Source organism: Affinundibacterium danionis (genome assembly GCF_042432465.1).
GTDB lineage: Bacteria > Pseudomonadota > Gammaproteobacteria > Burkholderiales > Burkholderiaceae_D > Undibacterium > Undibacterium danionis.
Map to the genome: position 1 here is coordinate 39715 of NZ_JBHLXJ010000003.1, position 21045 is coordinate 60759.

Below are 21045 nucleotides of genomic sequence, written 5' to 3' on the forward strand. Positions count from 1 at the left end.
GGTGCAACAGGCCACAATCCTGGATGTAAGCCATTTAGGTCACGAAATTGTGACTCTATTGACTCCATTGTTTCCTTAAAATTCGCCATATTTATCTCTATTACGGTTTCTTAGTGGCTTGCGCATTAGCTTTGGGGGCTGATGCTGCACTGGCAGCCGCAGCCTCTAGCTCACGTGGCCGACGAATGCCTACGTTCATATCAAATTCAATGACACGCTTAGCTTCTCTGTCTTTTCCTATGACCGTGGCTTTATTCTGAATAATTTCAGGTTTTGACATCCACTGAGATGCATTCAACTCATTCATGAAAATACCAACCACCGCATGAGATTGCGCATAACCTTTGATAGAAATTCGCTGGCCATCTTGCTTAATCAGGGTTAAGTGAAGTCCTTCAGGAGAAAGTTTAACCAATTCATTCATCATGAAAACGGGTTGATTCCTATCACTTTGTAAGTCTTCAACCGCTTCCTGTCTAGCTTTCAGAGCGTCAATCTCTTGCTTTAGAGTAGCGACTTCTTTAATTTTTTCATCTAATAAGAGATTCTCTTTCGTAATGAAAGCATTCCGCTCATTCTGAGCAGAAACTTGAGATGAAAAATAAAGCCCACCCAAAATCAGAATCACTGCTCCAATTAACGCCGCTAATGCCATCAGCGTATAGAACTTATTTTTTAGTTCTTTGCGCTTCTCTTCTCTATGGGGAAGTAAATTAATTTTTATCATTAGCCAAACCTCCGCATAGCCAATCCACATGCGACCAGATAAGAAGGCGCATCATTACGCAAAGATTTCTCGTTGACATTGGATCCTAAATCCATTCCTTTAAAAGGACTAATGACTGAGGTCGATAATTTAGTTCGATCAGCTACGATATCAACCAATCCAGGCAACATGGCACAACCGCCGCCCAAGAAAATTTGGTCAATGCGGGTATAAGGCGTCGACGTGAAGAAAAACTGTATTGCTCGAGTCACTTCCAAGGCTGCATTCTCAAGGAAAGGCTCCAATAACTCCATTTCATAGCTATCAGGCAAATCCCCTTGGCGTTTTTTTGTTTCGGCTTCATCAAAAGACAATCCATAATTACGCACAATGTCTTGGGTTAGCTGGTTGCCGCCAAATTGTTGATCTCGCTCGTAGACCACCTCTCCATTTAACAATATTGAGATGTAAGTAACTTTTGAGCCTATTTGGAACAAGGCATAAATTTGATCCTGACCACCATTCGCTTGCTGCTCAATTAGTCGCTCCACCGCCGAACGCGCAGCATAGGATTCAATGTCCATAACTTTTGCTTGCAAACCAGCTGCCTGCGCTGCAGCGACGCGGTCTTCAATCTTTTCTTTGCGCGAAGCTGCCAATAGCACATCTACGTCTTCTTCGGAATTGGCACTCGGTCCCATCACACAAAAATCGATACTGACCTCATCCATCGCAAACGGAATATATTGACTTGCCTCTGATTCAACCTGCAACTCCAAGGCCTGCTCACTGAGATGGCCTGGCAACATCATTTTTTTTGTGATAACGGAAGATGCTGGCATCGCCAGAGCAACATTTTTTGTGCTAGTACCCGCTCGCTTCAACACTTTCAGTATGGTCTCTGAAACTTGTTCTAAATTTTCAATATTTCCGTCAACCACCGCGCCTTTAGGTAAAGGTTCAGTGGCACAACGTTCTAGTTTGTAAGCTTTTTCGCCGGAACGGGAGAGTTCCACCAGCTTGATGTCGGACGTGCTGATATCCAAACCCACCAAGGGTGGATTCTTTTTTCCGAGCAATGATGCGAGATCTAAAGCCAAGGATATCCCCTCAAAAAAATAATATTTTATTTACAATCGTACCTGTTATTTGAAGGATAAATTGCAAATAAAAAACAATTTAAATCATCTCAAAACACATTTTTTCTTTTAAAAACCGCTATTTAGCAGACACTCATACTAGCTTACGTTAAATCCTAGCAATAAGGGGAGTGTAATGTAAAGCATTTTCAAGATTGAAAGCATGTTTTACGTTGTCAATTCTCCACTTCGGCCTAAAAAAGCCCCAAATGCAATTTTTATAGTTTGTCGCAGCCCGTTATAATGCAGGCCTGTATTCCCTATCGAAAAATGCCATGTCATCCACATCATCTCCCGAGACCCCAAATCTATCGCAGCCTGAGGAAAAACAGCCAAGAAGCCGGGCCATGCGTATTTTTTTGCAAATTTTACTGGTTGTCTTCGGTCTTGGGCTTACAGGCTTACTTGTTCTAGCATTTGCTTTGACCATGGCCTATCCCAATTTGCCTGAAATCGATGCCATTACCAGCTATCGACCCAAAATGCCGCTGCGGGTTTACTCTGCGGACAATATGCTCATTGCAGAATTTGGCGAAGAACGCCGCAATGTCGTGCATTTTGCAGAAATCCCCGACGTCATGAAAAAAGCAGTACTAGCTATTGAAGATGATCGCTTCTACGAACACGGCGGGGTGGATTATATCGGTATCACACGCGCAGCTCTTAATAATGTTACTAGTGGTAACAAACAAGGCGCCTCAACCATCACACAACAAGTTGCGCGCAACTTCTTTTTGTCGACAGAACAAACCGTCAAACGTAAAGTTTATGAGATTTTACTAGCGTGGAAAATAGAACAGAATTTGACCAAAAATCAGATCCTAGAAGTCTATATGAACCAAATCTATTTGGGACAGCGTGCCTATGGCTTTTCATCTGCGGCGCAAATTTACTTTGGCAAAAGTTTAAAAGACGTTACAGCTGCCGAAGCGGCGATGCTAGCTGGTTTGCCAAAAGCGCCCTCAGCCTATAATCCCGTTGCCAATCCAAAGCGCGCCGCCGTTCGTCAGCAATACATTTTGCAACGAATGAAACAACTTGGTTACATTACCGAAGCGCAATATGAGGCAGCCAAAGTAGAAAAATTACACATTAAAACAAATAGCGCAGAATTTGGCATTCATGCCGAATACATTGCAGAAATGGCGCGCCAGCTAGTTTACGAGCAATTCAAAGAAGAAACTTACACACGTGGCTTAAACGTCTACACCACAGTAACCAAAGAAGAGCAAGAAACCGCATACGCCTCATTGCGCAAAGGCGTCATGGACTATGAACGCCGTCATGGATATCGCGGCCCCGAAGCCATCATCGAACTACCTAGAAATAAAGACGCAGCCGACGAAGCCATAGAAAAAGAATTGGCTGACCACCCTGATAGCGATGACTTACTGGCCGCGATGGTATTAGACGCCAACCCCACGACTGTGCGCGCCGTACTGTCGAATGGCGAAGAAATCCAAATCACTGGCCCGGGGTTGAGCTTTGCGGCATCAGGACTTAAGCCCAACGCTCCTGCCAACAAGCGCATTCAGCGCGGCGCAGTGATACGCGTCATGCTAGAGGGGAAAAATTGGTCCATCATACAAATGCCAGAAGTGCAATCAGCTTTTGTCGCAGCGGATACGCACGATGGTGCGATTCGAGCCTTAGTTGGCGGTTTTGACTACAACTTAAATAAATTTAACCATGTAACTCAGGCCTGGCGTCAGCCTGGCTCCAGTTTCAAGCCTTTTATCTATTCATCTTCTTTAGAAAAAGGACTTTCACCACTCACTATCATCAACGATGCACCGATTAGTTTCGATGCGGGACAAACGGGTGGGCAAGCCTGGGAGCCTAAAAATTACGATGGAAAATACGAAGGCCCTATGACCATGCGTAAAGGTCTGACCAAATCAAAAAATATGATTTCTATCCGTATTTTGCAAAAAGTAGGTGCTAAATATGGACAAGAATATACTAGCCGCTTTGGTTTCCTACCTGAAAAAAATCCGCCCTACCTAACCCTCGCCTTAGGTGCTGGCGCAGTCACCCCATTGCAAATGGCGGGTGCTTACGCGGTATTTGCCAATGGAGGATACAAAGTCAATCCCTACCTCATTAGCAAAATTACCGACACCACGGGCAAAGTCTTAGCGCAAGCACGTCCGGATACCGCCGATGATGAAGCCAATCGCGTCATTGACGAGCGTAACGCCTTCTTGATGGATAGCATGTTACGAGATGTAGTTCGCTTCGGCACCGCCACCAAAGCATTGGTCTTAAAACGCCCCGACATCGCAGGTAAAACAGGTACCACCAATGACTCGATTGATGCCTGGTTTGCCGGCTATCAAGCAAAGATCGTGGGAGTTGCTTGGATTGGCTATGACCAACCTCGCAATCTAGGTAATCGGGAAACCGGCGGTGGCCTCGCATTACCAATCTGGATAGGCTACATGCAAAGAGCTTTACGCGACATTCCCATTATGGAACGACCGGTACCGAATGGCATTATTCAGGCAGAAGGAGACTATTTTTATGTGGAAAATCCACCGAACTCAGCCCTGCGTAATTTGAATTCCGAAGAAGTTATCGTCGAATAACATGAAAAAAGCGAGACCTAGATGAAAATCAGTCTCGCTTTTTTTTATGCACTACACTGGATGTTTTTGCCACAGAGGCGACACCCAACATCAATCATTAGACAGCATTACAACCCATTTTGAGCCTCAGCACTGCTGCGCAAAGTTGCAAACAACTCTGAATTATCACGCGTATTTAACCAGTGCTCACCATTGTATTTATAGTGGAATCCACCCGCACGCGCCGCCACCCACATCTCTTGCATAGGCGCCTGACTATTGACAATAATTTTGGAACCATTTTCGACAAACTCGATTTCCAATACATTGCCACTGCGTTTGCAATCCACATCCCACACATCACTCTCAAACGCCTGCTCAAACATATCTTGCGCTTGTTGCAGGCAAGTATCCGCCAGCGATAAAAATTCTGATTCCGTCATGTTACACTCCTGCTTTGATTAAGGTTCTACTGCTACCATTTCTTCAAGCAGCATTCTATACGGGTTCTTAGACTTTGAATAAACGCACTCACACAAACTTAAAAGCCTTACTTTTGTCAGGGCTGATATTCTCTAGCCAACTACTTTTGAGCGGGTGTGGTCAAAAAGGCCCGCTTTACATGCCGGAGAAAAAAGTGGCTACGCCGAGCTCGACCACGATTCCAGCCGACGCACCCACCACTAGTACTAGCACATCAGAAAACGTTAAAAAATAATCCACTTATTTTTTAGCCGCGGGCTGAAAACGCCAGTACAAACGTACACCTAACAAAACACTGACCAAGGCGGCGAAAAGCAGCGGCTGCAGCAACAAGTTTTTACCCGCCTTCATCCAAAAATAATGCAATACACCCAAAGGCACAATCACATAGATCAGTCTATGGAGCAATTGCCATTGCTTGCCACCGAGCCGTTTAATCATGGCGTTATTACTGGTGATAGCCAATGGCAAAAGCAAAACGAAAGCTACAAATCCCACCGTAATAAATGGACGTTTTACCAAATCGTGCCACATATCACTAAGATCAAAAAAGTGATCGAACCATAAAAAGGTGAGGAAATGCAGTGATGCATAGAAAAAACTATACAAGCCCAACATGCGCCTCAGGCGTATCAACCAATGCCATTGTAGCAATTTGCGCAGTGGCGTCAGTGCCAGAGTGATACACAGAAAATACAAAGTCCAATCGCCCGTATTACGTGTTATGAACTCTAAAGGATTAGCGCCTAAATCCTCGCGATATACCGCAAAAACAAGGCGTAAAAAAGGTAATGCCGCGAGTAGAAAAACGGTAATTTTAAGCAGCTGTAACTGACGATTAGTTAAAACCTTACCTAAAGATTTACTGAAAGATTTCATGCCTTACCTTAATAAAACTTCTTCAAATCCATGCCGCTGTACAAGCTAGCGACTTCGCTATAACCATTAAACATCAAAGTCTTGCGCTTGCGTGTCAAAAAACCGTCCTCACCAATACGACGTTCAGATCCCTGCGACCATCGTGGATGATCCACATCTGGATTTACATTTGAGTAGAAACCATACTCATCAGGTGCAGACACATTCCAAGAAGTACGCGGTTGATCTTTAGTTAAACGAATTTTAACGATCGATTTTGCTGACTTAAACCCATATTTCCAAGGTACGGTCAAACGCACAGGCGCTCCGTTTTGGTTTGGTAACACTTCACCGTACATGCCTAAGGTAAGCAGCGTCAACGGATGCATCGCTTCATCCATACGCAGCCCTTCGGTATAAGGCCATTGCAAAACGGGGCGATTCACGCCCGGCATCTGACGCTTGTCAGCGAGCGAAATAAACTCCACGTAACGAGCATTGCCGGTTGGCTCCACTTTTTTCAGCAAATTCGATAAAGAGTAACCTATCCACGGAATCACCATAGACCAACCTTCAACGCACCGCAGCCTATACACACGCTCTTCTAAAGGTGCTAATTTCAACAAGCTATCTATATCGAGAGTAATCGGCTTTTTGACTTCACCTTCTATCGTGACTGTCCATGGACGGGTTTTTAAACTACTTGCAGTCTCTGCAGGATCGGACTTGTCGGTTCCGAATTCGTAAAAATTATTATAGCTAGTCGCATCTTTATAAGCCGTTTTCTTATCGAGACTAATATAACTAGGGTTACTCACCGCCGCCAACTTGGCGCCCGCATTTTGCGCAAAGACTTCACGCTGCGCCATTTCTAAGAGGCCAGCGCTAGCAATCGAACCGAGCGCCATTTGACGAATAAAATCCCGCCGCGATTCGAACATCTCGCGTGGTGTAATTTCGGATGCTACAGGTGGATGATCACCAAATTTTTGAAACGGTGCGCGCATAATGACTCCTTGTTAGTGCTACCGACGAAAATTGAATTGCATTAGTGTGTCATAAGTCGGCTTATCGCGTTTGAACCTTACAAAACAGAGAAAGTTTCTGCGTTTCGAGCATTTTCCGGGACAAAAACAAAACGCGGTACTGATCAAGTTAATCAGTACCGCGTTCAGATATTTCAAACTAACTACTAGTTGCAACTGCTCTATTTGTTACAAAGCACCGTAAGAATGCAAACCGGACAAGAACATATTCACACCCAAGAAGGCAAAAGTGGTAACCAACAATCCTATTACTACCCACCACGCCGCTACTTGGCCTCGCAAACCTTTCATCAAACGCATGTGCAGCCACGCCGCGTAATTGAGCCAGACGATCAACGCCCAGGTTTCTTTCGGGTCCCAAGACCAATAGCCGCCCCAAGCTTCCGCTGCCCACAAGGCACCTAAGATAGTCGCGATGGTGAAGAAGGCAAAGCCAACCGCGATCGCTTTATACATCACATCGTCTAACACTTCCAGACTTGGTAATCGGTCATGTAACATGCCTTTTGCCTTGAACAAATAAGCGACACCGACCATTGCGGCTAAAGAGAAAGTACCATAACCAATAAAGTTAGCTGGCACATGTATTTTCATCCACCAACTTTGCAGTGCTGGCACCAAAGGTTGAATATCAGCCGCATCACGACTCACCGTGTACCACAACAAGAAAGCGACCGCAGCAGAAATGACCAACAAGACAAAAGCACCCAATTGGCGAGTACCATAGCTAGCTTCGTAGTACAGATAAAATAAGGCGGTAATCATTGAGAACAAAACGAACACTTCGTAGAGATTCGACACCGGAATATGACCAACATCAGCGCCAATTAAATACGACTCGTACCAACGCACTAACAAACCGGTAAATCCCATCACCACGGCCGCCCAGCATAAAGCCGAGCCCACCGAAGCGCCAAAATCAGAACGAGCGATCACCCCCCCCCAATAAAACAAGGTCGACAAAAAGAAAAAAGTACTCATCCACAAAATCGCAGATTGACTCGACAACAAATACTTCAAAAAGAATTTTTTATTGGCAGCATCTAAAGTACCGCCGTACTGAGAAATCGCAAATAATGACAACACCGCCAACACGATCATCAAAGCTCGCATTGGCTTCCAATTCCACCCCAACCAGGCGAATGTTGGCACGGCCAATACTAAGATCGCTTTTTCATAGCCATCCATATAAGCGCCGTAGCGACTCATCGCAAACATAGCTCCCGAACACAGCATGACCGCGTATATCCAGTCAAAAATTGACAAGCGCTTAAAATAACTTGGGTAAGTTACATTCGTTTCCATTGACGTTTCCATAATAATAAATTCCTGTCAGGCGTTAAACTTCATTACTAGCTGGGGTTTCAGTTTGACTATTCCCCCCTTTGTCAGACACACCCAATTGCAACTTTAACTGCTCAAAATCTTTTTCAAAATCCAGTGTTTTACGCTGTGAGCTTAACGCCATCAGCACACTAGTTTGTTGCCCCTCCTGCTTAATCCATAACCACAAACGACGTTCACGGATATAGAACATGGCAAATACGCCTATCACTAAAAATAAGCAGCCAAGATACACGACATTTTGTCCTGGCGCGCGCGTCACTTGAAACACCGATGCCTTAATTTCTTCAAAGCCAGTCATTTGCAAATACACTGGTGCGCCATAAAAGAACGCATCGGATAATGCTGCCGTCGCTAGTTGTAAAAATTCAGCTCGTTTTTCGTTTAATTCCAAAACAGGTAAGCCATCCTTTTGACGTGCTAACTGCCACAAATCCCACATACTTCCGTTGAGAATTTTCATAAATACATCGGCGGCTTTACCTTGCTCGGCACTTGGAATATTTTCCAAGAAGCCAGCAATCGCGGTATAACCCGCTAGCTTTGGCGTAGCGCCTTCACCCGCAAAAATACCCAGGCCTTTTTTTGCCGATGCGGCAAGCTGTGACTGCATACTTTGAGCACTCGACGCAGGCAAAGCACGCTTAGCGTAGACTTCCGCAGCTTTAGCGCGTAACTCTGGATCAGCCAGCGCTGCGCGTAATCGCATCCACTCGTTGACACTATCATTCTCATCCGCAGGAATCCGCAAATAACGGAAAGCCTCATTAGGTGATTCACGCGTACCGGCTAAAAAGACCCAACGACCTTCCAATTGCACTGGCACCATATAGTTGTGGAATTCACGCGCCTGCCCCGTCTTATCACGCAATTTATATTGCATACTTGGCCCGACGTTTTTGAGATCTTTATTATTCGCATTCTTACCCGCTGAGCCAGAGTGTTTATCGAGATCAGAGCGTAACTTTTGCGCGAAATTTTCGTTTGGATTGACAGCACGCAAGTCTTGCCCATCACGCACCATGTTCTCTACGTTAAATGGCCGAAAACCAGTCCACTCAATCGTAAAATCACCCCGATCTCCGGTTTGCTGCGCGCTTAATAGCGTAGCACCACCTATCGTCGCATCCATGTCAAATGACGCTAAATTACTACCTTGCATAGGATGTGCTTTGATCTTCAAACGACTACCGCCATCATCAAAACTTGATTGAAATACCGCGATACCTTTGTAGATTAGAGGATGATTTACTTTCACCGTAGCTGGAAAGCTTTTACCCGTTTCATGATCTTTAATGACGACCTCACTGGCAAACAACTTTGGCATGCCTGTAGAGTAGAAATCAATATTGAATTTTTTTAGTTCGATCGTAAACGGCAAATCTTGCAGCAATACGCCTTTGGTTTGTGGAATTACCGCCGTATTACCACTCATACCTTCGGGGATGGCGATATTCCCCCGGAATGTAGGATTAGACAAAGACAATTTATGTTGCGCGGGAATCTGTGAAATCAGGACACCACTCCCCTCAAAAGGTACTTTGCCACCGAACCAGGTTTGAAAACGAATTGCCAAATCCGAATCAAGCAAACCACCGACGCAAATCACAACTATCGCAGCATGGGCGAAGATATAACCCCATTTATTACCTGCGCCTTGTTTGGCCGCAATCAGGGTCGCCTGATCTTTGTTCACTACCTTAAATTGATAACCGAGCCGCTTAATCTTGGCAGATAATTGCTCGGTCAAATCCGCCGCTGGGACTGTGCTGTGCCACTCTGCTTTGTGATGAAAATTACGCAAAGATTGCTCGCGCACATTATCGCGCCAACTACGCATATCTTTTAACATCTTAGGCGCATTGCGAATCAAACAAAGGCTGGTTGATAACACCAAAAAGCCCATGATGGTCAAAAACCACCACGCTGAATACAAAGAATACAAACTCAAATGCTGAAATACCTCGAACCAGAATGGTCCAAATTGATTCACATAATTAGGTAGTGGCTCATTCTGCTTCAAGACAGTACCAATAATGGAAGCAATCGCGATAATCGTCAGCAAACTAATTGCAAAACGCATAGACGACAGCAGCTCTACGCTGCTTGCGAGCCAAGCTCTTTGGGTCTTAATTTCTATGCCAGAAGTATTTGATTCAAGTTCCATACAACTCCAAAAGCAAAAAGGGGATGGCCTGCGCCACCCCCTCCGTTAATTTTCTTATTGACTATGAATTACTGACTGCGAATTCTTAACTGAAGAAGGCAGAAATTATTTCAAGCCAGCAATGTAATCTGACACTGCTTTAATCTCATCATCAGACATACGTTTTGCCAAAGTTACCATTTGCGGACTATTTTTACGCACGCCAGTTTTGAATGCGGTCAACTGAGCGATGGTGTAATCCTGATGTTGGCCAGCGATGCGTGGGAATTGCGCTGGAATACCAGCACCATTTGGGCTATGGCAGCCAGCACAAGCGGCTACGTTTTTCTCAGCGATACCTGCGCGGTAAATAGTCTGACCTAAATTCACAGTCTCTTTATTCTTTGCCGCACCTGCTTTTGGTTTTTGTGTTGCTAAGAATGCCGCCACATTTTTCATATCGTCGGCTGTCATTAATTTTGCGAATGTCGTCATCACTGCATTATTACGTGCTGGTGTGGTGAAATCCGTTAATTGTTTTACCAGATAGGCTTCATGCTGGCCAGACAGTTTTGGGTTAACACTGATCGTAGAATTACCTGCAGCACCATGACAAGAAACGCAGGCAACGATACCGCGCGCCGCATCACCGTTTGTATAAAGTGCATCACCCTTAGCTGGATCAGCTTTTGCTGGTTTCGCTGCGTGTGCAGCGTCATTCGCGGAAGCAACAGAAACAAGTGAAGAGGCCGCTAAAGCAATAATGCTGAGGGACTTGGAAAATGATAAAAATGCACGGTTCATTCAAACACCTTGAGACTAAAAATTGGAAATCGGTTCTTTGGAAGCGCTAGAGAAGCTAAAGGAGCTAAAAAGCATACGGAACGCACAATGTGTCATGAAGCCCACGTAGCCAACCCCTTATTGTACAATAGCTTTAGTGGAAATGTTGAGCTATTCCAAGTCAATTGACGTTAGGAAACCTCACTTTTCAAGGGGAAACACCCGCATTTTGCCCCGTTTTTCGCATTTATTTGCATTCTATTTATGCATGACTCCTTTTGATTGGCCCCATTTATGTCTATCCTTTGGCAAGCTCGGTTCTTCACGACCGTCAACCATTTACGCAATTTGCCGACATTAACCGTACCAGAAGTAGCGTTCGCCGGCCGCTCTAATGCGGGCAAATCCACCGCCATCAATATCTTATGCAACCAGAAGAAACTCTGTTTTGCGTCCAAAACACCGGGGCGCACTCAGCACATTAATTTTTTCTCCATCGGTGGCGCACATGTGGGACAACATCGTAAAGATGAAACACGTCAAGATGAGATTCGTGCCCTGCTTGTTGATTTGCCGGGTTATGGCTACGCAGAAGTACCTGGCGCGGCAAAAAATCATTGGAATATTTTGCTCGGTAACTATGTTCAGTCGCGCGATCAACTATCTGCTTTGATATTGATCATGGATTCGCGTCGCCCGTTTACTGATTTAGATAAACAGATGTTAGAGTGGTTCGCACCTACTGGTCGCCCTATCCATTGTTTATTGACCAAAGCCGATAAACTTAATCGCAGTGAAGCCACGAATGCTTTACGATTGGCACAAAATATCCTCGCCAGTTATAACGCTAGAGATGGCGTTAGTTACCCCTACACTGCACAATTATTTTCAGCGTTAAATCGCACCGGCGTGGAAGAAGCGGATGCAAAAATTCGTGAATTAACGGGATTAGATCAGGTGCCAGAATTAGATACGGAACCAAGCAACATACATAACGCCGCGCCTAGCTCTGAATAAAATTTCAAGAAAAAAACCCCCGACACTTGAAGGTGTCGGGGCAAAAAAAACGCCAATCGAATGGGAACAAATGGCGCCCCGCTTAGGGAGGACCAGCGGTAAGCGTAATGCCTGCTACTATGAGTTAAATTCGTAAGAAAAGTTTCATCAACCTCGATAATTTTTTATTGCCATGTCTAATACACTGTCCGCTCACTTCCCACACATCCGTATGCGCCGTATGCGTCGCGATGCTTTCTCCCGCAATCTGATGCGCGAAAACCATGTCACGGCATCTGACTTAATTTATCCAGTCTTTTTAATTGATGGAGAAAACAAACTAGAAGCAGTCGGGTCCATGCCAGGTGTGGAGCGCATGACTTTGGACAAATTATTAGAAGTAGCGGATGACTGTGTGCAACTAGGAATTCCTGTACTGGCACTCTTCCCATCTATTAATAATTCATTAAAGACCGAAGATGGCGTCGAAGCGACTAATCCTGATGGCTTAATTCCACGTGCTATTCGCGCTTTAAAAGCACGCTGTCCTGAACTCGGAATTTTGACGGATATTGCTTTAGATCCTTACACTAGCCACGGCCAAGATGGCTTAATCAATGCAGATGGTTATGTACTCAATGACGAAACCACCGAGATGTTAGTGAGGCAAGCATTAACCCATGCTGCGGCGGGCGCCGATGTAGTTGCGCCTAGCGACATGATGGACGGACGTATAGGCGCGATTCGCTCGGCTTTAGAAAGCAATGGATTTATCCACACCCGCATCATGGCCTATTCGGCTAAATACGCGTCGGCATTTTATGGTCCTTTCCGTGATGCCGTTGGCTCCGCAAGCAACTTGGGCAAGAGCAACAAAGCCAACTACCAAATGGATCCTGCCAATAGCAACGAAGCACTGCGCGAAGTGGCCTTGGATTTAGCAGAAGGCGCAGACATGGTCATGGTCAAACCTGGTATGCCTTATCTCGACATCGTACGCCGCGTCAAAGACGAATTTAAAGTTCCCACTTTTGCTTATCAAGTAAGTGGCGAATATGCGATGATCAAAGCCGCCGCACAAAATGGTTGGCTCGATCATGACAAGACGATGATGGAAGCAATCATGGCATTTAAACGTGCTGGCGCCGATGGCGTGTTAACCTACTTTGCGCGTGACATTGCCCGCTTACTCAAATAATTCAGCGCAAGATATCTTGATACCATTTGAATGGCTTAGCTTGTAAAACATGGATATTTTCTTCATCAGCGAAACTCAGGTCACCCTAAATACTAAAACTGTCGCGCCTGACCTCGGTCATATTGGTGACGGCGAAAACGATCACGCTGATGAAGCCTCAGTCTATACCTGGATCGATTGCACGCACGATGAAGTTGCTTGCGATACCGAAGCATGGCGTGATCAAATCGAGACCGCAACAGGCATCCGTATCTACGATTTACATCTAAAAGATATTTGCAATCTAAGCCATCCTTCATATTTTGATGCCACACAAGATTACGAATTAGTGGTATTTCAAAAGTTGGCTTTAAATGGTGAAGCAACTACGACAACGGAAGCTAATAAGAAGAAAATTCCGGCAGCATTACATCGCCTGCAAACACAACCGATTTCATTTCTTCTGCTTGGCAATACTTTAGTCACGATACGCTCGACACAAAGTCGCACCATCGAAGGCATGCGTGCACGTCTGCTCAATTACAAACCGAAAGATGGCAATAACCTGAGCACTCGCTTACCCGTCTCTCCAGAAGATCTGATGCTACGTTTGTTGAATCTCATGGTCGATCAGTACCTCGATCTACGTCAGCCTTTGACCAATCAATTAGACCGTTGGCAACACGCATTACTTGATCCACGCAAGCCCTTTAATAATTGGGTCGCCCTGCTTGATTCACGCGTTGAACTACGCAAACTAGAACATCTGTGTGAAGAACAATACGACGCCATTCAGGAATTACGCGATCATTTTGTGGATACCTATGATGCGAAAGGCGGAGAACTCAGTCGCGCCAAAGATTTATTATTAGTGCGCACTAATGACGTGATGGAACATATCAATCGCGTCTTGAATCACACCCGTAGATTAGAAGCTTCTCTTGAATCTTCCGTGCAAATTCATTTCGCCGCAGTCGCTCATAAGACCAGCGAAACCATGCGACTCTTGACTGTCATCACGGCCTTATTCATGCCGCTAACGTTAATCACTGGCATCTTTGGAATGAACTTCACCAAGATGCCTTGGATCAATGAAGAGACTGGATTTAAATGGACTATAGGTTTAATGGGCTTGTCGGTATTATTGTTTCTCATTGCCTTAGGCGTGCAAAGCTATCTCGCAAATCGCGGACAACGCGCGGATCGCTGAAGTTCTCAAACCTAAAACCTTATCTATATCACTGACATTCTCCTGGCATGCATACACATAGCTTTCTCTGGCACGATTATGAAACATTTGGCGCGCAGGCGAGGCGCGATCGTCCTGCACAATTTGCTGCCATCCGCACCGATGCAGATCTCAATGAAATTGGCGAACCTATCAATATTTTCTGCCAGCCTGCGAATGATTTTTTACCGGATCCGCAATCCTGTTTAATCACTCACATCACGCCGCAGCAATGTCTTGAACAAGGACTACCTGAGCATGAATTCGCCGCACAAGTAGAACGTGCTTTGGCCACCACCGGCACTATAGGCGTCGGTTACAATACCATACGTTTTGATGATGAAATCACGCGCTTCATGTTTTGGCGCAATCTGATTGATCCGTATGCACGTGAATGGCAAAATCAATGTGGGCGTTGGGACATTATGGACATGGTACGCACGACGTACGCGCTACGTCCAGAAGGTATCAACTGGCCATTAAATGAGGATGGCAAACCTAGTTTTCGTCTCGAACATTTAACAGCAGCAAATGGCATTTCACACACAGCAGCACATGATGCGTTATCGGACGTACGCGCGACGATTGCTTTGGCAAAATTAATCAAAGATAAGCAGCCAAAACTGTTTGATTTTTGTTTCGGACTTCATAAGAAAGAGAAAGTTGCGGCTGAAATCGGTTTGCCGTTATTGGGCAAACCATTCTTACATATTTCTGGCATGTTCAGTACGGAGCGCGGTTGCCTTGCGGTGATGTGGCCTTTAGCTATACATCCAACCAATAAAAATGAAGTTATCGCTTGGGACTTACAATTTGATCCCAGCGAATTGCAGCACTTGGATGTGGCTACGATACAGCAACGCATGTTTAGCAAAACAGCGGATTTGCCCGAAGGCATATTACGTTTGCCTGTCAAGAGCATACATCTGAACAAATCACCTATCGTGATTGGAAATCTGAAAACACTTAGCACTAACATGGCGGAGCGCTGGAACATCGACATGCAACAAGTCATGGCGCACGCTGAGATCGCACAAGACACTCAAACCAAGCTCAACCCGCAACTATGGGAGCAAGTCTATGCGCGCCCTAGTTTTGAAGCAGTCGATGTGGATGAAGATTTATACGGCGGATTTATCAGCGGTGCGGATAGAAAAGTATTGAATGATTTACGACAAATGAGTCCCCAGCAATTGGCGAACGCGCATCCGCATTTTAACGATCAGCGCTTAGGTGAATTATTGTTCCGCTACCGTGCCCGCAATTTCCCCGAGTCACTCAACCAAGATGAGATGGCCGCATGGGAAGATCATCGGGTAGCGCGATTGTTGGATGGCGCAGCGAATGCACGCACTGTCGACATGTATTTCAATGAGATTGATCAATTATCCGAATCTGCCGATGATGATGCAGAAGAAATTCTTGGGGCGCTCTATGACTACGCTGAACTGGTAGTTCCGGTTCGATAAAACAAAATAAAAAGCTGACTTGATGCGAGGCCAAGCCAGCTTCTTTATTTCTCTTAATGAAGCCAATGCCTTGGTTTCAGCGTGTTAGCTTGCAGCGTCATTTTAACTTCTGTAATGAATTCAAAAATGTGTCCGCATTCTGATAGCCGATCACCCGTGTATTAGGTAGTTCTTTTCCATCAGCACCAAAGAAAATAACCCCTGGTGGACCGAATAGACCGAAGCGTTTTAATAGGGCTTTGTCATCCGCGTTATTTGCAGTCACATCGACTTGCAGCAACAACATTTGATCTAATTGCGCTTTCACTCTAGGTTCGACGAAAGTCAGTTTCTCCATCTCTTTGCAAGATACGCACCAATCTGCATAAAAATCTAACATCGCTATTTTGCCCTTGGATTGTGCCAACACCGCATCCAATTCCGCTGAAGATTTGATACGATGAAATTTGACATTCTGCACGGTTCCAGTAAGGTGCGCGAGAGGCGCAAGTGCATCGCGCCCGCCTGTCGCAACGCCAATAAGTTGCGCGCTACCGGCCAGCACAAAAACAAAAGCAATCAGTTTGGAAAATAATTTACCTCGATAGAAGCCTAACTGATAAATCCCATAACCAAGCAGCAAGATTGCCCATAAGCTCATTTGCACCGCAGGTGGCAAAACAGGTGACACCATCCATATCGCCATCGCTAACATCAATACGCCGAAAAAGCGTTTGATTTGCTCCATCCAGACTCCAGCGCGCGGCAATAAACTACCTGCCGATAAGCCTACCAACAGTAAAGGAACTCCCATACCCATCGCTAAAGAAAACAATGCCGTTCCGCCTACCACGACATTCTTGGTTTGACTGATATACACCAGCGCTCCCGCTAAGGGTGCAGCGACACAAGGACCAACGATCAATGCCGAAATCGCGCCCATTAAGAAAACACCTGCCATTTTCCCATTGCGCTGGCCTTCGGAAAAATAGGTCAGCCGAGTTTGAATCGCAGCCGGCACTTGCAATTGATACACCCCAAACATCGACAAGGATAAAACTATCATCAGCAACGCGAATGCCGACAGTACCCAAGGATTTTGCAGAGTGGCTGAAAGGCCTTCGCCCAATAAGCCAGCTGCGACGCCCAAACTGGTATACACCAATGCCATTCCCAGCACGTAGCTGAGGGACAAGAAAAATCCTCGACTACGTTTTACACCCGCACCTTCACCCACAATAATGAATGAAAGAATAGGTACCATAGGCAACACACAAGGCGTCAAGGACAAGCCCAAACCAAGTACCAAAAACAAAGGGATAATCAAGCTAAGACGCCCACTTTTCAGGGCATCAGCAATACTGGATTGTTCACTACTAGCTGGCACTGACTGCGACGCTGCATCCGGCTTCAGGTTTGCTGTTGTATTTGGAGTTGCACCAGCCAGTCCTGCCGCACTGCTATTACCATTTGCGATGTCAGCCAACCTAACCGGCAATGTTAATTCCATAGGTGGGTAACAAAGGCCGGCTTCGGCGCAACCTTGCAACTCTAATTTCAATTGAAAATCGGTAGTCGCCTTGACAGGAATTTGCACTACCAATTCGTGATGATAGGTTTCTACATCTTTTTGAAAAGTTTCATCGAATTTCACTTTACCCGCAGGGAGTTGAAACTCACCCAACTCCGCTCCTTGAACAGCAAATTTTAAACGCTCACGATAAAGATAATAGGCATCTGCAATCGTGTAAGTAATCTGCACTTTGCCGCCATTTACCATCTGCGCCTTGATTTGAAACGCCTTCTCGGGCTCGAGAAAGTCCTCAGCCTTAGCAGATGATATGAACAAGAGAAAGGTAATCACAAGCGCGGAGAACACCCTTAGATAGCGATTAAGTGCATTCCTTGAATGTGATTCATCTTGTCCTGAAAGCGTACTTAAAAAAAGTTTGATCATGTTCTTTACAATTCTACAGATAGCCCATCAGAGTCACTTACGCTCGCATGGTTCAAAACGTCGAAATAAAATCAGACCGGCGGCAAGGTTCGTCATCTTAACGGATTACGAAGAATCGCGTCATTGAGGGCACTCATGACAACATTGCTGCGATACACAAAATAAAAAGCCGTTCATTTTACTGAACGGCTTTTTATTTCAGAACTGCTAATAGCTACTTAGCTTATTCGTCAACTGTTGGTGCATCTGCTGCGTCAGTGACTTCTGGACGATCCAACAATTCTACATAAGCCATAGGTGCATTGTCGCCAACACGGAAACCCATTTTCAAAATACGCAGGTAACCACCGTTACGATTTGCGAAACGTGGGCCCAATTCAGCGAACAATTTCTGTACGATTTCACGATCGCGCAAACGGTTGAATGCCAAACGTTTGTTTGCCAATGTATCTGTTTTACCCAAAGTCAAAATTGGCTCAACAACGCGGCGCAATTCTTTTGCTTTTGGCAAAGTTGTTTTGATTGCTTCGTGACGCAACAGAGAAACTGTCATATTGCGCAACATTGCTAAACGGTGGGATGATGTACGATTCAGCTTACGTAAGCCGTGACGATGACGCATGGTACTTCCTTTCGATTGTTTAAAAATTCCAGTTCTTCTATCGCCAAACCATTTGACGCGGACCGGTAAATTGAGATTTCAAAACCTCTCACCACAGAGTCACAGAGTTTAGGAGATTCACAGAGAAAATCTTGCACTTCCTCCTGATTTTCTCTGAGTCTCTGTGTTGAGAGGTTTTAGATTCTAAAGCTTTTACTTCTCTAAACCAGCTGGTGGCCAGTTTTCTAACTTCATGCCCAAAGACAAACCACGGGAAGCCAATACTTCTTTGATTTCGTTCAAAGACTTGCGACCCAAGTTTGGTGTCTTCAACAATTCGTTTTCGCTACGTTGGATCAAGTCACCAATGTAGTAAATGTTTTCTGCTTTCAAGCAATTTGCAGAACGTACTGTCAATTCCAAATCATCAACTGGACGCAACAATACTGGATCAACAGCAGGCGCACGAGATGGTGCTTCTGCGGCTGCTTCTGTGCCTTCCAATGCAGCAAATACGTGCAATTGGTCGACTAATACGCGCGCAGATTGACGAATTGCTTCTTCTGGCGTGATCACACCGTTGGTTTCGATGTTAATGATCAACTTATCCAAATCCGTACGTTGTTCAACGCGAGCAGACTCAACAGAGTAAGAAACACGACGTACTGGAGAGAAAGACGCATCCAGAATGATACGACCGATTGTTTTGTTGGCATCTTCAGACAAACGACGAACGTTACCAGGAACATAACCACGGCCTTTTTCTACCTTGATTTGCATATCCAATTTGCCGCCAGCGGTCAAATTAGCAATCACGTGATCTGGATTAATCAGTTCTACGTTATGTGGCAAATCGATGTCGGAAGCCAATACTGCGCCTTCGCCTTCTTTTTTCAAAGTCAAAGTGACTTCGTCTCGTTCGTGCAACTTGAAGACAACGCCTTTCAAGTTCAACAAAATATCCACGACGTCTTCTTGCACGCCATCGAGAGTTGAGTACTCATGTACAACACCAGCGATTGTTACTTCTGTTGGCGCATAACCAACCATAGAAGACAACAAGACACGGCGTAAAGAGTTACCGAGTGTGTGACCAAAACCTCGTTCAAATGGTTCCATCACTACTTTAGCTGAGCCAGGGCCCAACATTTCAACGTCGATAATACGAGGCTTAAACAGATTGTTTTGCATTATTTGTCCTTTTCAATACCCTCGGCTCGTTACACCGATAAGGCTGATGGCAAAAAGAAAAAAGCCTGCCCATCGTAAAATGGGCAGGCGGTGAAACTTAATATTAACGTGAGTACAATTCAACGATCAAAGATTCGTTGACATCGTGAGCGATGTCGCTACGATCTGGCATGGCTTTGAATGTGCCTTCCATTTTCTTCGCATCAACAGCTACCCAAGAAGGCATACCAACTTGTTCAGCTAAAGACAAAGCTTCAACGATACGTGTTTGTTTTTTGGCTTTTTCACGAACTGCAACAACGTCGCCAGCTTTCACTTGGTAAGAAGCGATGTTCACTACAGTACCATTAACTGTGAATGCTTTATGGCTCACCAACTGACGCGCTTCTGCACGTGTAGAGCCGAAACCCATACGGTATGCAACGTTGTCCAAACGAGATTCCAACAATTTCAACAGAGTTTCGCCAGTGTTACCTTTTTGACGATCAGCTTCTGCGAAATAGCGACGGAATTGACGCTCTAACACGCCGTACATACGTTTAACTTTTTGTTTTTCGCGCAATTGATTACCAAAGTCAGACGTACGTGCGCCAGATTTCGCGCCGTGTTGACCTGGTTTTACATCTAATTTGCATTTAGAATCCAAAGAGCGACGTGCGCTTTTCAGAAACAGATCCGTGCCTTCGCGACGGGACAATTTTGCTTTAGGTCCGATATAACGTGCCACAATAATTTCCTTTAAAAATGACGTAAGTGCCGTTTGACAACCTACGCTAGTCTGATCTACCTGCAATCAGACAGTGGTCTTATTAAATAAAGATCGAATAAGAAAAAATAAAATCGTATCAAAAATACGAAAGACAAAACCCACCAAATGAATTGGCGGGCTGCATTCTAACATGATTGCTAGAATTATCCAAAGCTTAGCCTAAGCTAAGCGCTGAATTAGATACGACGACGCTTTGGAGGGCGGCAGCCGTTATGTGGTACTGGCGTAACGTCTTGGATCAAGGAGATCTTGATACCCAAATTATTCAAAGCACGCACAGAAGATTCACGGCCTGGACCTGGACCTTTGATGCGAACTTCGAGGTTTTTAATACCGCACTCAACCGCAACTTTACCTGCTGCTTCTGCTGCAACCTGTGCCGCGAAAGGAGTAGATTTACGTGAGCCTTTAAAACCTTGACCACCAGCGGTTGCCCAAGACAATGCATTGCCTTGACGATCAGTGATCGTGATGATGGTGTTGTTGAAAGATGCGTGAACGTGTGCGATACCTTCAGCAACATTTTTCTTAACTTTTTTACGAGCGCGTGCTGCCGCTGCGTTATTTTGTGCTTTTGCCATAATTGGTTCCTTGAATCCAGTTGTT

General features: G+C 45.2%; 19 protein-coding genes. 6 read left to right on the forward strand and 13 right to left on the reverse strand.

Annotated elements, in window-relative coordinates:
• Positions 1–100: 100 nt before the first annotated feature.
• Together ACFFJH_RS02895 and ACFFJH_RS02900 are read right to left on the reverse strand one after the other, a co-directional pair.
• Positions 101–727, reverse strand: a complete 627-nt coding sequence (locus ACFFJH_RS02895; RefSeq protein ID WP_390209949.1) for a PilN domain-containing protein — start codon at positions 725–727, stop codon at positions 101–103.
• Positions 727–1806, reverse strand: a complete 1080-nt coding sequence (locus ACFFJH_RS02900) for a pilus assembly protein PilM (protein ID WP_390209951.1) — start codon at positions 1804–1806, stop codon at positions 727–729. The genes ACFFJH_RS02895 and ACFFJH_RS02900 overlap by 1 nt, the downstream gene beginning before the upstream one ends.
• A 314-nt stretch (positions 1807–2120) precedes the next feature.
• On the opposite strand from ACFFJH_RS02900, the gene ACFFJH_RS02905 reads away from it, so the two are divergent.
• On the forward strand, positions 2121–4433 hold the full coding sequence (locus ACFFJH_RS02905) for a penicillin-binding protein 1A (RefSeq protein ID WP_390209952.1): 2313 nt from the start codon (positions 2121–2123) through the stop codon (positions 4431–4433).
• Between the two features lie 107 nt (positions 4434–4540).
• Here the strand turns inward: ACFFJH_RS02905 and cyaY are convergent, their stop codons facing one another.
• Entirely contained in the window at positions 4541–4855 is a 315-nt protein-coding gene (cyaY, locus tag ACFFJH_RS02910; protein ID WP_390209953.1) for an iron donor protein CyaY, read from the reverse strand.
• Positions 4856–4968: 113 nt separating this feature from the next.
• Here cyaY and lptM point away from each other — a divergent pair, with 113 nt between their 5' ends.
• Entirely contained in the window at positions 4969–5130 is a 162-nt protein-coding gene (gene lptM, locus ACFFJH_RS02915; protein WP_390210268.1) for an LPS translocon maturation chaperone LptM, read from the forward strand.
• Between the two features lie 5 nt (positions 5131–5135).
• On the opposite strand, the gene ACFFJH_RS02920 is transcribed toward lptM, so the two are convergent.
• From ACFFJH_RS02920 to ACFFJH_RS02940, 5 genes are all read right to left on the reverse strand, one after another.
• Entirely contained in the window at positions 5136–5774 is a 639-nt protein-coding gene (locus ACFFJH_RS02920; RefSeq protein ID WP_390209955.1) for a protein-methionine-sulfoxide reductase heme-binding subunit MsrQ, read from the reverse strand.
• Positions 5775–5782: 8 nt separating this feature from the next.
• Positions 5783–6760, reverse strand: a complete 978-nt coding sequence (gene msrP, locus ACFFJH_RS02925) for a protein-methionine-sulfoxide reductase catalytic subunit MsrP (RefSeq protein ID WP_390209956.1) — start codon at positions 6758–6760, stop codon at positions 5783–5785.
• 207 nt (positions 6761–6967) lie between these two features.
• Positions 6968–8104 (reverse strand): c-type cytochrome biogenesis protein CcsB, encoded by a 1137-nt coding sequence (gene ccsB, locus ACFFJH_RS02930; RefSeq protein WP_390209957.1) that lies wholly within the window; start codon positions 8102–8104, stop codon positions 6968–6970.
• Between the two features lie 34 nt (positions 8105–8138).
• A complete protein-coding gene (locus ACFFJH_RS02935) occupies positions 8139–10310 on the reverse strand; it encodes a cytochrome c biogenesis protein ResB (RefSeq protein ID WP_390209958.1) in 2172 nt (723 codons plus the stop codon).
• Positions 10311–10415: 105 nt separating this feature from the next.
• Complete coding sequence (locus ACFFJH_RS02940) at positions 10416–11093, reverse strand: c-type cytochrome (protein WP_390209959.1); 678 nt, start codon at positions 11091–11093, stop codon at positions 10416–10418.
• Positions 11094–11366: 273 nt separating this feature from the next.
• Between ACFFJH_RS02940 and yihA the strand changes: the two genes are divergently transcribed.
• The 4 genes from yihA to sbcB all read left to right on the forward strand — a co-directional run bounded on the left by yihA (position 11367) and on the right by sbcB (position 15942).
• Positions 11367–12089 carry a ribosome biogenesis GTP-binding protein YihA/YsxC gene (gene yihA, locus ACFFJH_RS02945; RefSeq protein ID WP_390209960.1) on the forward strand — a complete coding sequence of 241 codons (723 nt, stop codon included), beginning with the start codon at positions 11367–11369 and terminating at the stop codon, positions 12087–12089.
• Between the two features lie 172 nt (positions 12090–12261).
• Positions 12262–13266, forward strand: coding sequence for a porphobilinogen synthase (gene hemB / locus ACFFJH_RS02950; protein WP_390209962.1), 1005 nt, complete (start codon positions 12262–12264; stop codon positions 13264–13266).
• 49 nt (positions 13267–13315) lie between these two features.
• On the forward strand, positions 13316–14455 hold the full coding sequence (locus ACFFJH_RS02955; RefSeq protein WP_390209963.1) for a magnesium transporter CorA family protein: 1140 nt from the start codon (positions 13316–13318) through the stop codon (positions 14453–14455).
• A 47-nt stretch (positions 14456–14502) separates the two neighbouring features.
• Positions 14503–15942, forward strand: a complete 1440-nt coding sequence (sbcB, locus tag ACFFJH_RS02960; protein WP_390209964.1) for an exodeoxyribonuclease I — start codon at positions 14503–14505, stop codon at positions 15940–15942.
• Between the two features lie 97 nt (positions 15943–16039).
• Here sbcB and dsbD read toward each other — a convergent pair whose 3' ends face one another.
• The 5 genes from dsbD to rpsK all read right to left on the reverse strand — a co-directional run bounded on the left by dsbD (position 16040) and on the right by rpsK (position 21020).
• On the reverse strand, positions 16040–17878 hold the full coding sequence (dsbD, locus tag ACFFJH_RS02965; RefSeq protein ID WP_390209965.1) for a protein-disulfide reductase DsbD: 1839 nt from the start codon (positions 17876–17878) through the stop codon (positions 16040–16042).
• Between the two features lie 223 nt (positions 17879–18101).
• Positions 18102–18500 carry a 50S ribosomal protein L17 gene (gene rplQ, locus ACFFJH_RS02970; protein ID WP_212676787.1) on the reverse strand — a complete coding sequence of 133 codons (399 nt, stop codon included), beginning with the start codon at positions 18498–18500 and terminating at the stop codon, positions 18102–18104.
• Positions 18501–18692: 192 nt separating this feature from the next.
• Complete coding sequence (locus ACFFJH_RS02975; RefSeq protein ID WP_186892603.1) at positions 18693–19670, reverse strand: DNA-directed RNA polymerase subunit alpha; 978 nt, start codon at positions 19668–19670, stop codon at positions 18693–18695.
• A 103-nt stretch (positions 19671–19773) separates the two neighbouring features.
• Positions 19774–20397, reverse strand: coding sequence for a 30S ribosomal protein S4 (rpsD, locus tag ACFFJH_RS02980; protein WP_390209967.1), 624 nt, complete (start codon positions 20395–20397; stop codon positions 19774–19776).
• A gap of 218 nt (positions 20398–20615) precedes the next feature.
• Positions 20616–21020 carry a 30S ribosomal protein S11 gene (gene rpsK / locus ACFFJH_RS02985; RefSeq protein ID WP_186892601.1) on the reverse strand — a complete coding sequence of 135 codons (405 nt, stop codon included), beginning with the start codon at positions 21018–21020 and terminating at the stop codon, positions 20616–20618.
• Positions 21021–21045: the final 25 nt, after the last annotated feature.

Bases quoted from the DNA above. Each gene is read 5' to 3' on its own strand.
- ccsB (WP_390209957.1), bottom strand. From the start codon at position 8,104: ATGGAAACGAATGTAACTTACCCAAGTTATTTTAAGCGCTTGTCAATT.
- rpsK (WP_186892601.1), bottom strand. From the start codon at position 21,020: ATGGCAAAAGCACAAAATAACGCAGCGGCAGCACGCGCTCGTAAAAAA.
- ACFFJH_RS02935 (WP_390209958.1), bottom strand. From the start codon at position 10,310: ATGGAACTTGAATCAAATACTTCTGGCATAGAAATTAAGACCCAAAGA.
- dsbD (WP_390209965.1), bottom strand. From the start codon at position 17,878: ATGATCAAACTTTTTTTAAGTACGCTTTCAGGACAAGATGAATCACAT.
- ACFFJH_RS02940 (WP_390209959.1), bottom strand. From the start codon at position 11,093: ATGAACCGTGCATTTTTATCATTTTCCAAGTCCCTCAGCATTATTGCT.
- rplQ (WP_212676787.1), bottom strand. From the start codon at position 18,500: ATGCGTCATCGTCACGGCTTACGTAAGCTGAATCGTACATCATCCCAC.
- ACFFJH_RS02895 (WP_390209949.1), bottom strand. From the start codon at position 727: ATGATAAAAATTAATTTACTTCCCCATAGAGAAGAGAAGCGCAAAGAA.
- ACFFJH_RS02920 (WP_390209955.1), bottom strand. From the start codon at position 5,774: ATGAAATCTTTCAGTAAATCTTTAGGTAAGGTTTTAACTAATCGTCAG.
- ACFFJH_RS02905 (WP_390209952.1), top strand. From the start codon at position 2,121: ATGTCATCCACATCATCTCCCGAGACCCCAAATCTATCGCAGCCTGAG.
- ACFFJH_RS02955 (WP_390209963.1), top strand. From the start codon at position 13,316: ATGGATATTTTCTTCATCAGCGAAACTCAGGTCACCCTAAATACTAAA.
- msrP (WP_390209956.1), bottom strand. From the start codon at position 6,760: ATGCGCGCACCGTTTCAAAAATTTGGTGATCATCCACCTGTAGCATCC.
- yihA (WP_390209960.1), top strand. From the start codon at position 11,367: ATGTCTATCCTTTGGCAAGCTCGGTTCTTCACGACCGTCAACCATTTA.
- ACFFJH_RS02975 (WP_186892603.1), bottom strand. From the start codon at position 19,670: ATGCAAAACAATCTGTTTAAGCCTCGTATTATCGACGTTGAAATGTTG.
- cyaY (WP_390209953.1), bottom strand. From the start codon at position 4,855: ATGACGGAATCAGAATTTTTATCGCTGGCGGATACTTGCCTGCAACAA.
- sbcB (WP_390209964.1), top strand. From the start codon at position 14,503: ATGCATACACATAGCTTTCTCTGGCACGATTATGAAACATTTGGCGCG.
- hemB (WP_390209962.1), top strand. From the start codon at position 12,262: ATGTCTAATACACTGTCCGCTCACTTCCCACACATCCGTATGCGCCGT.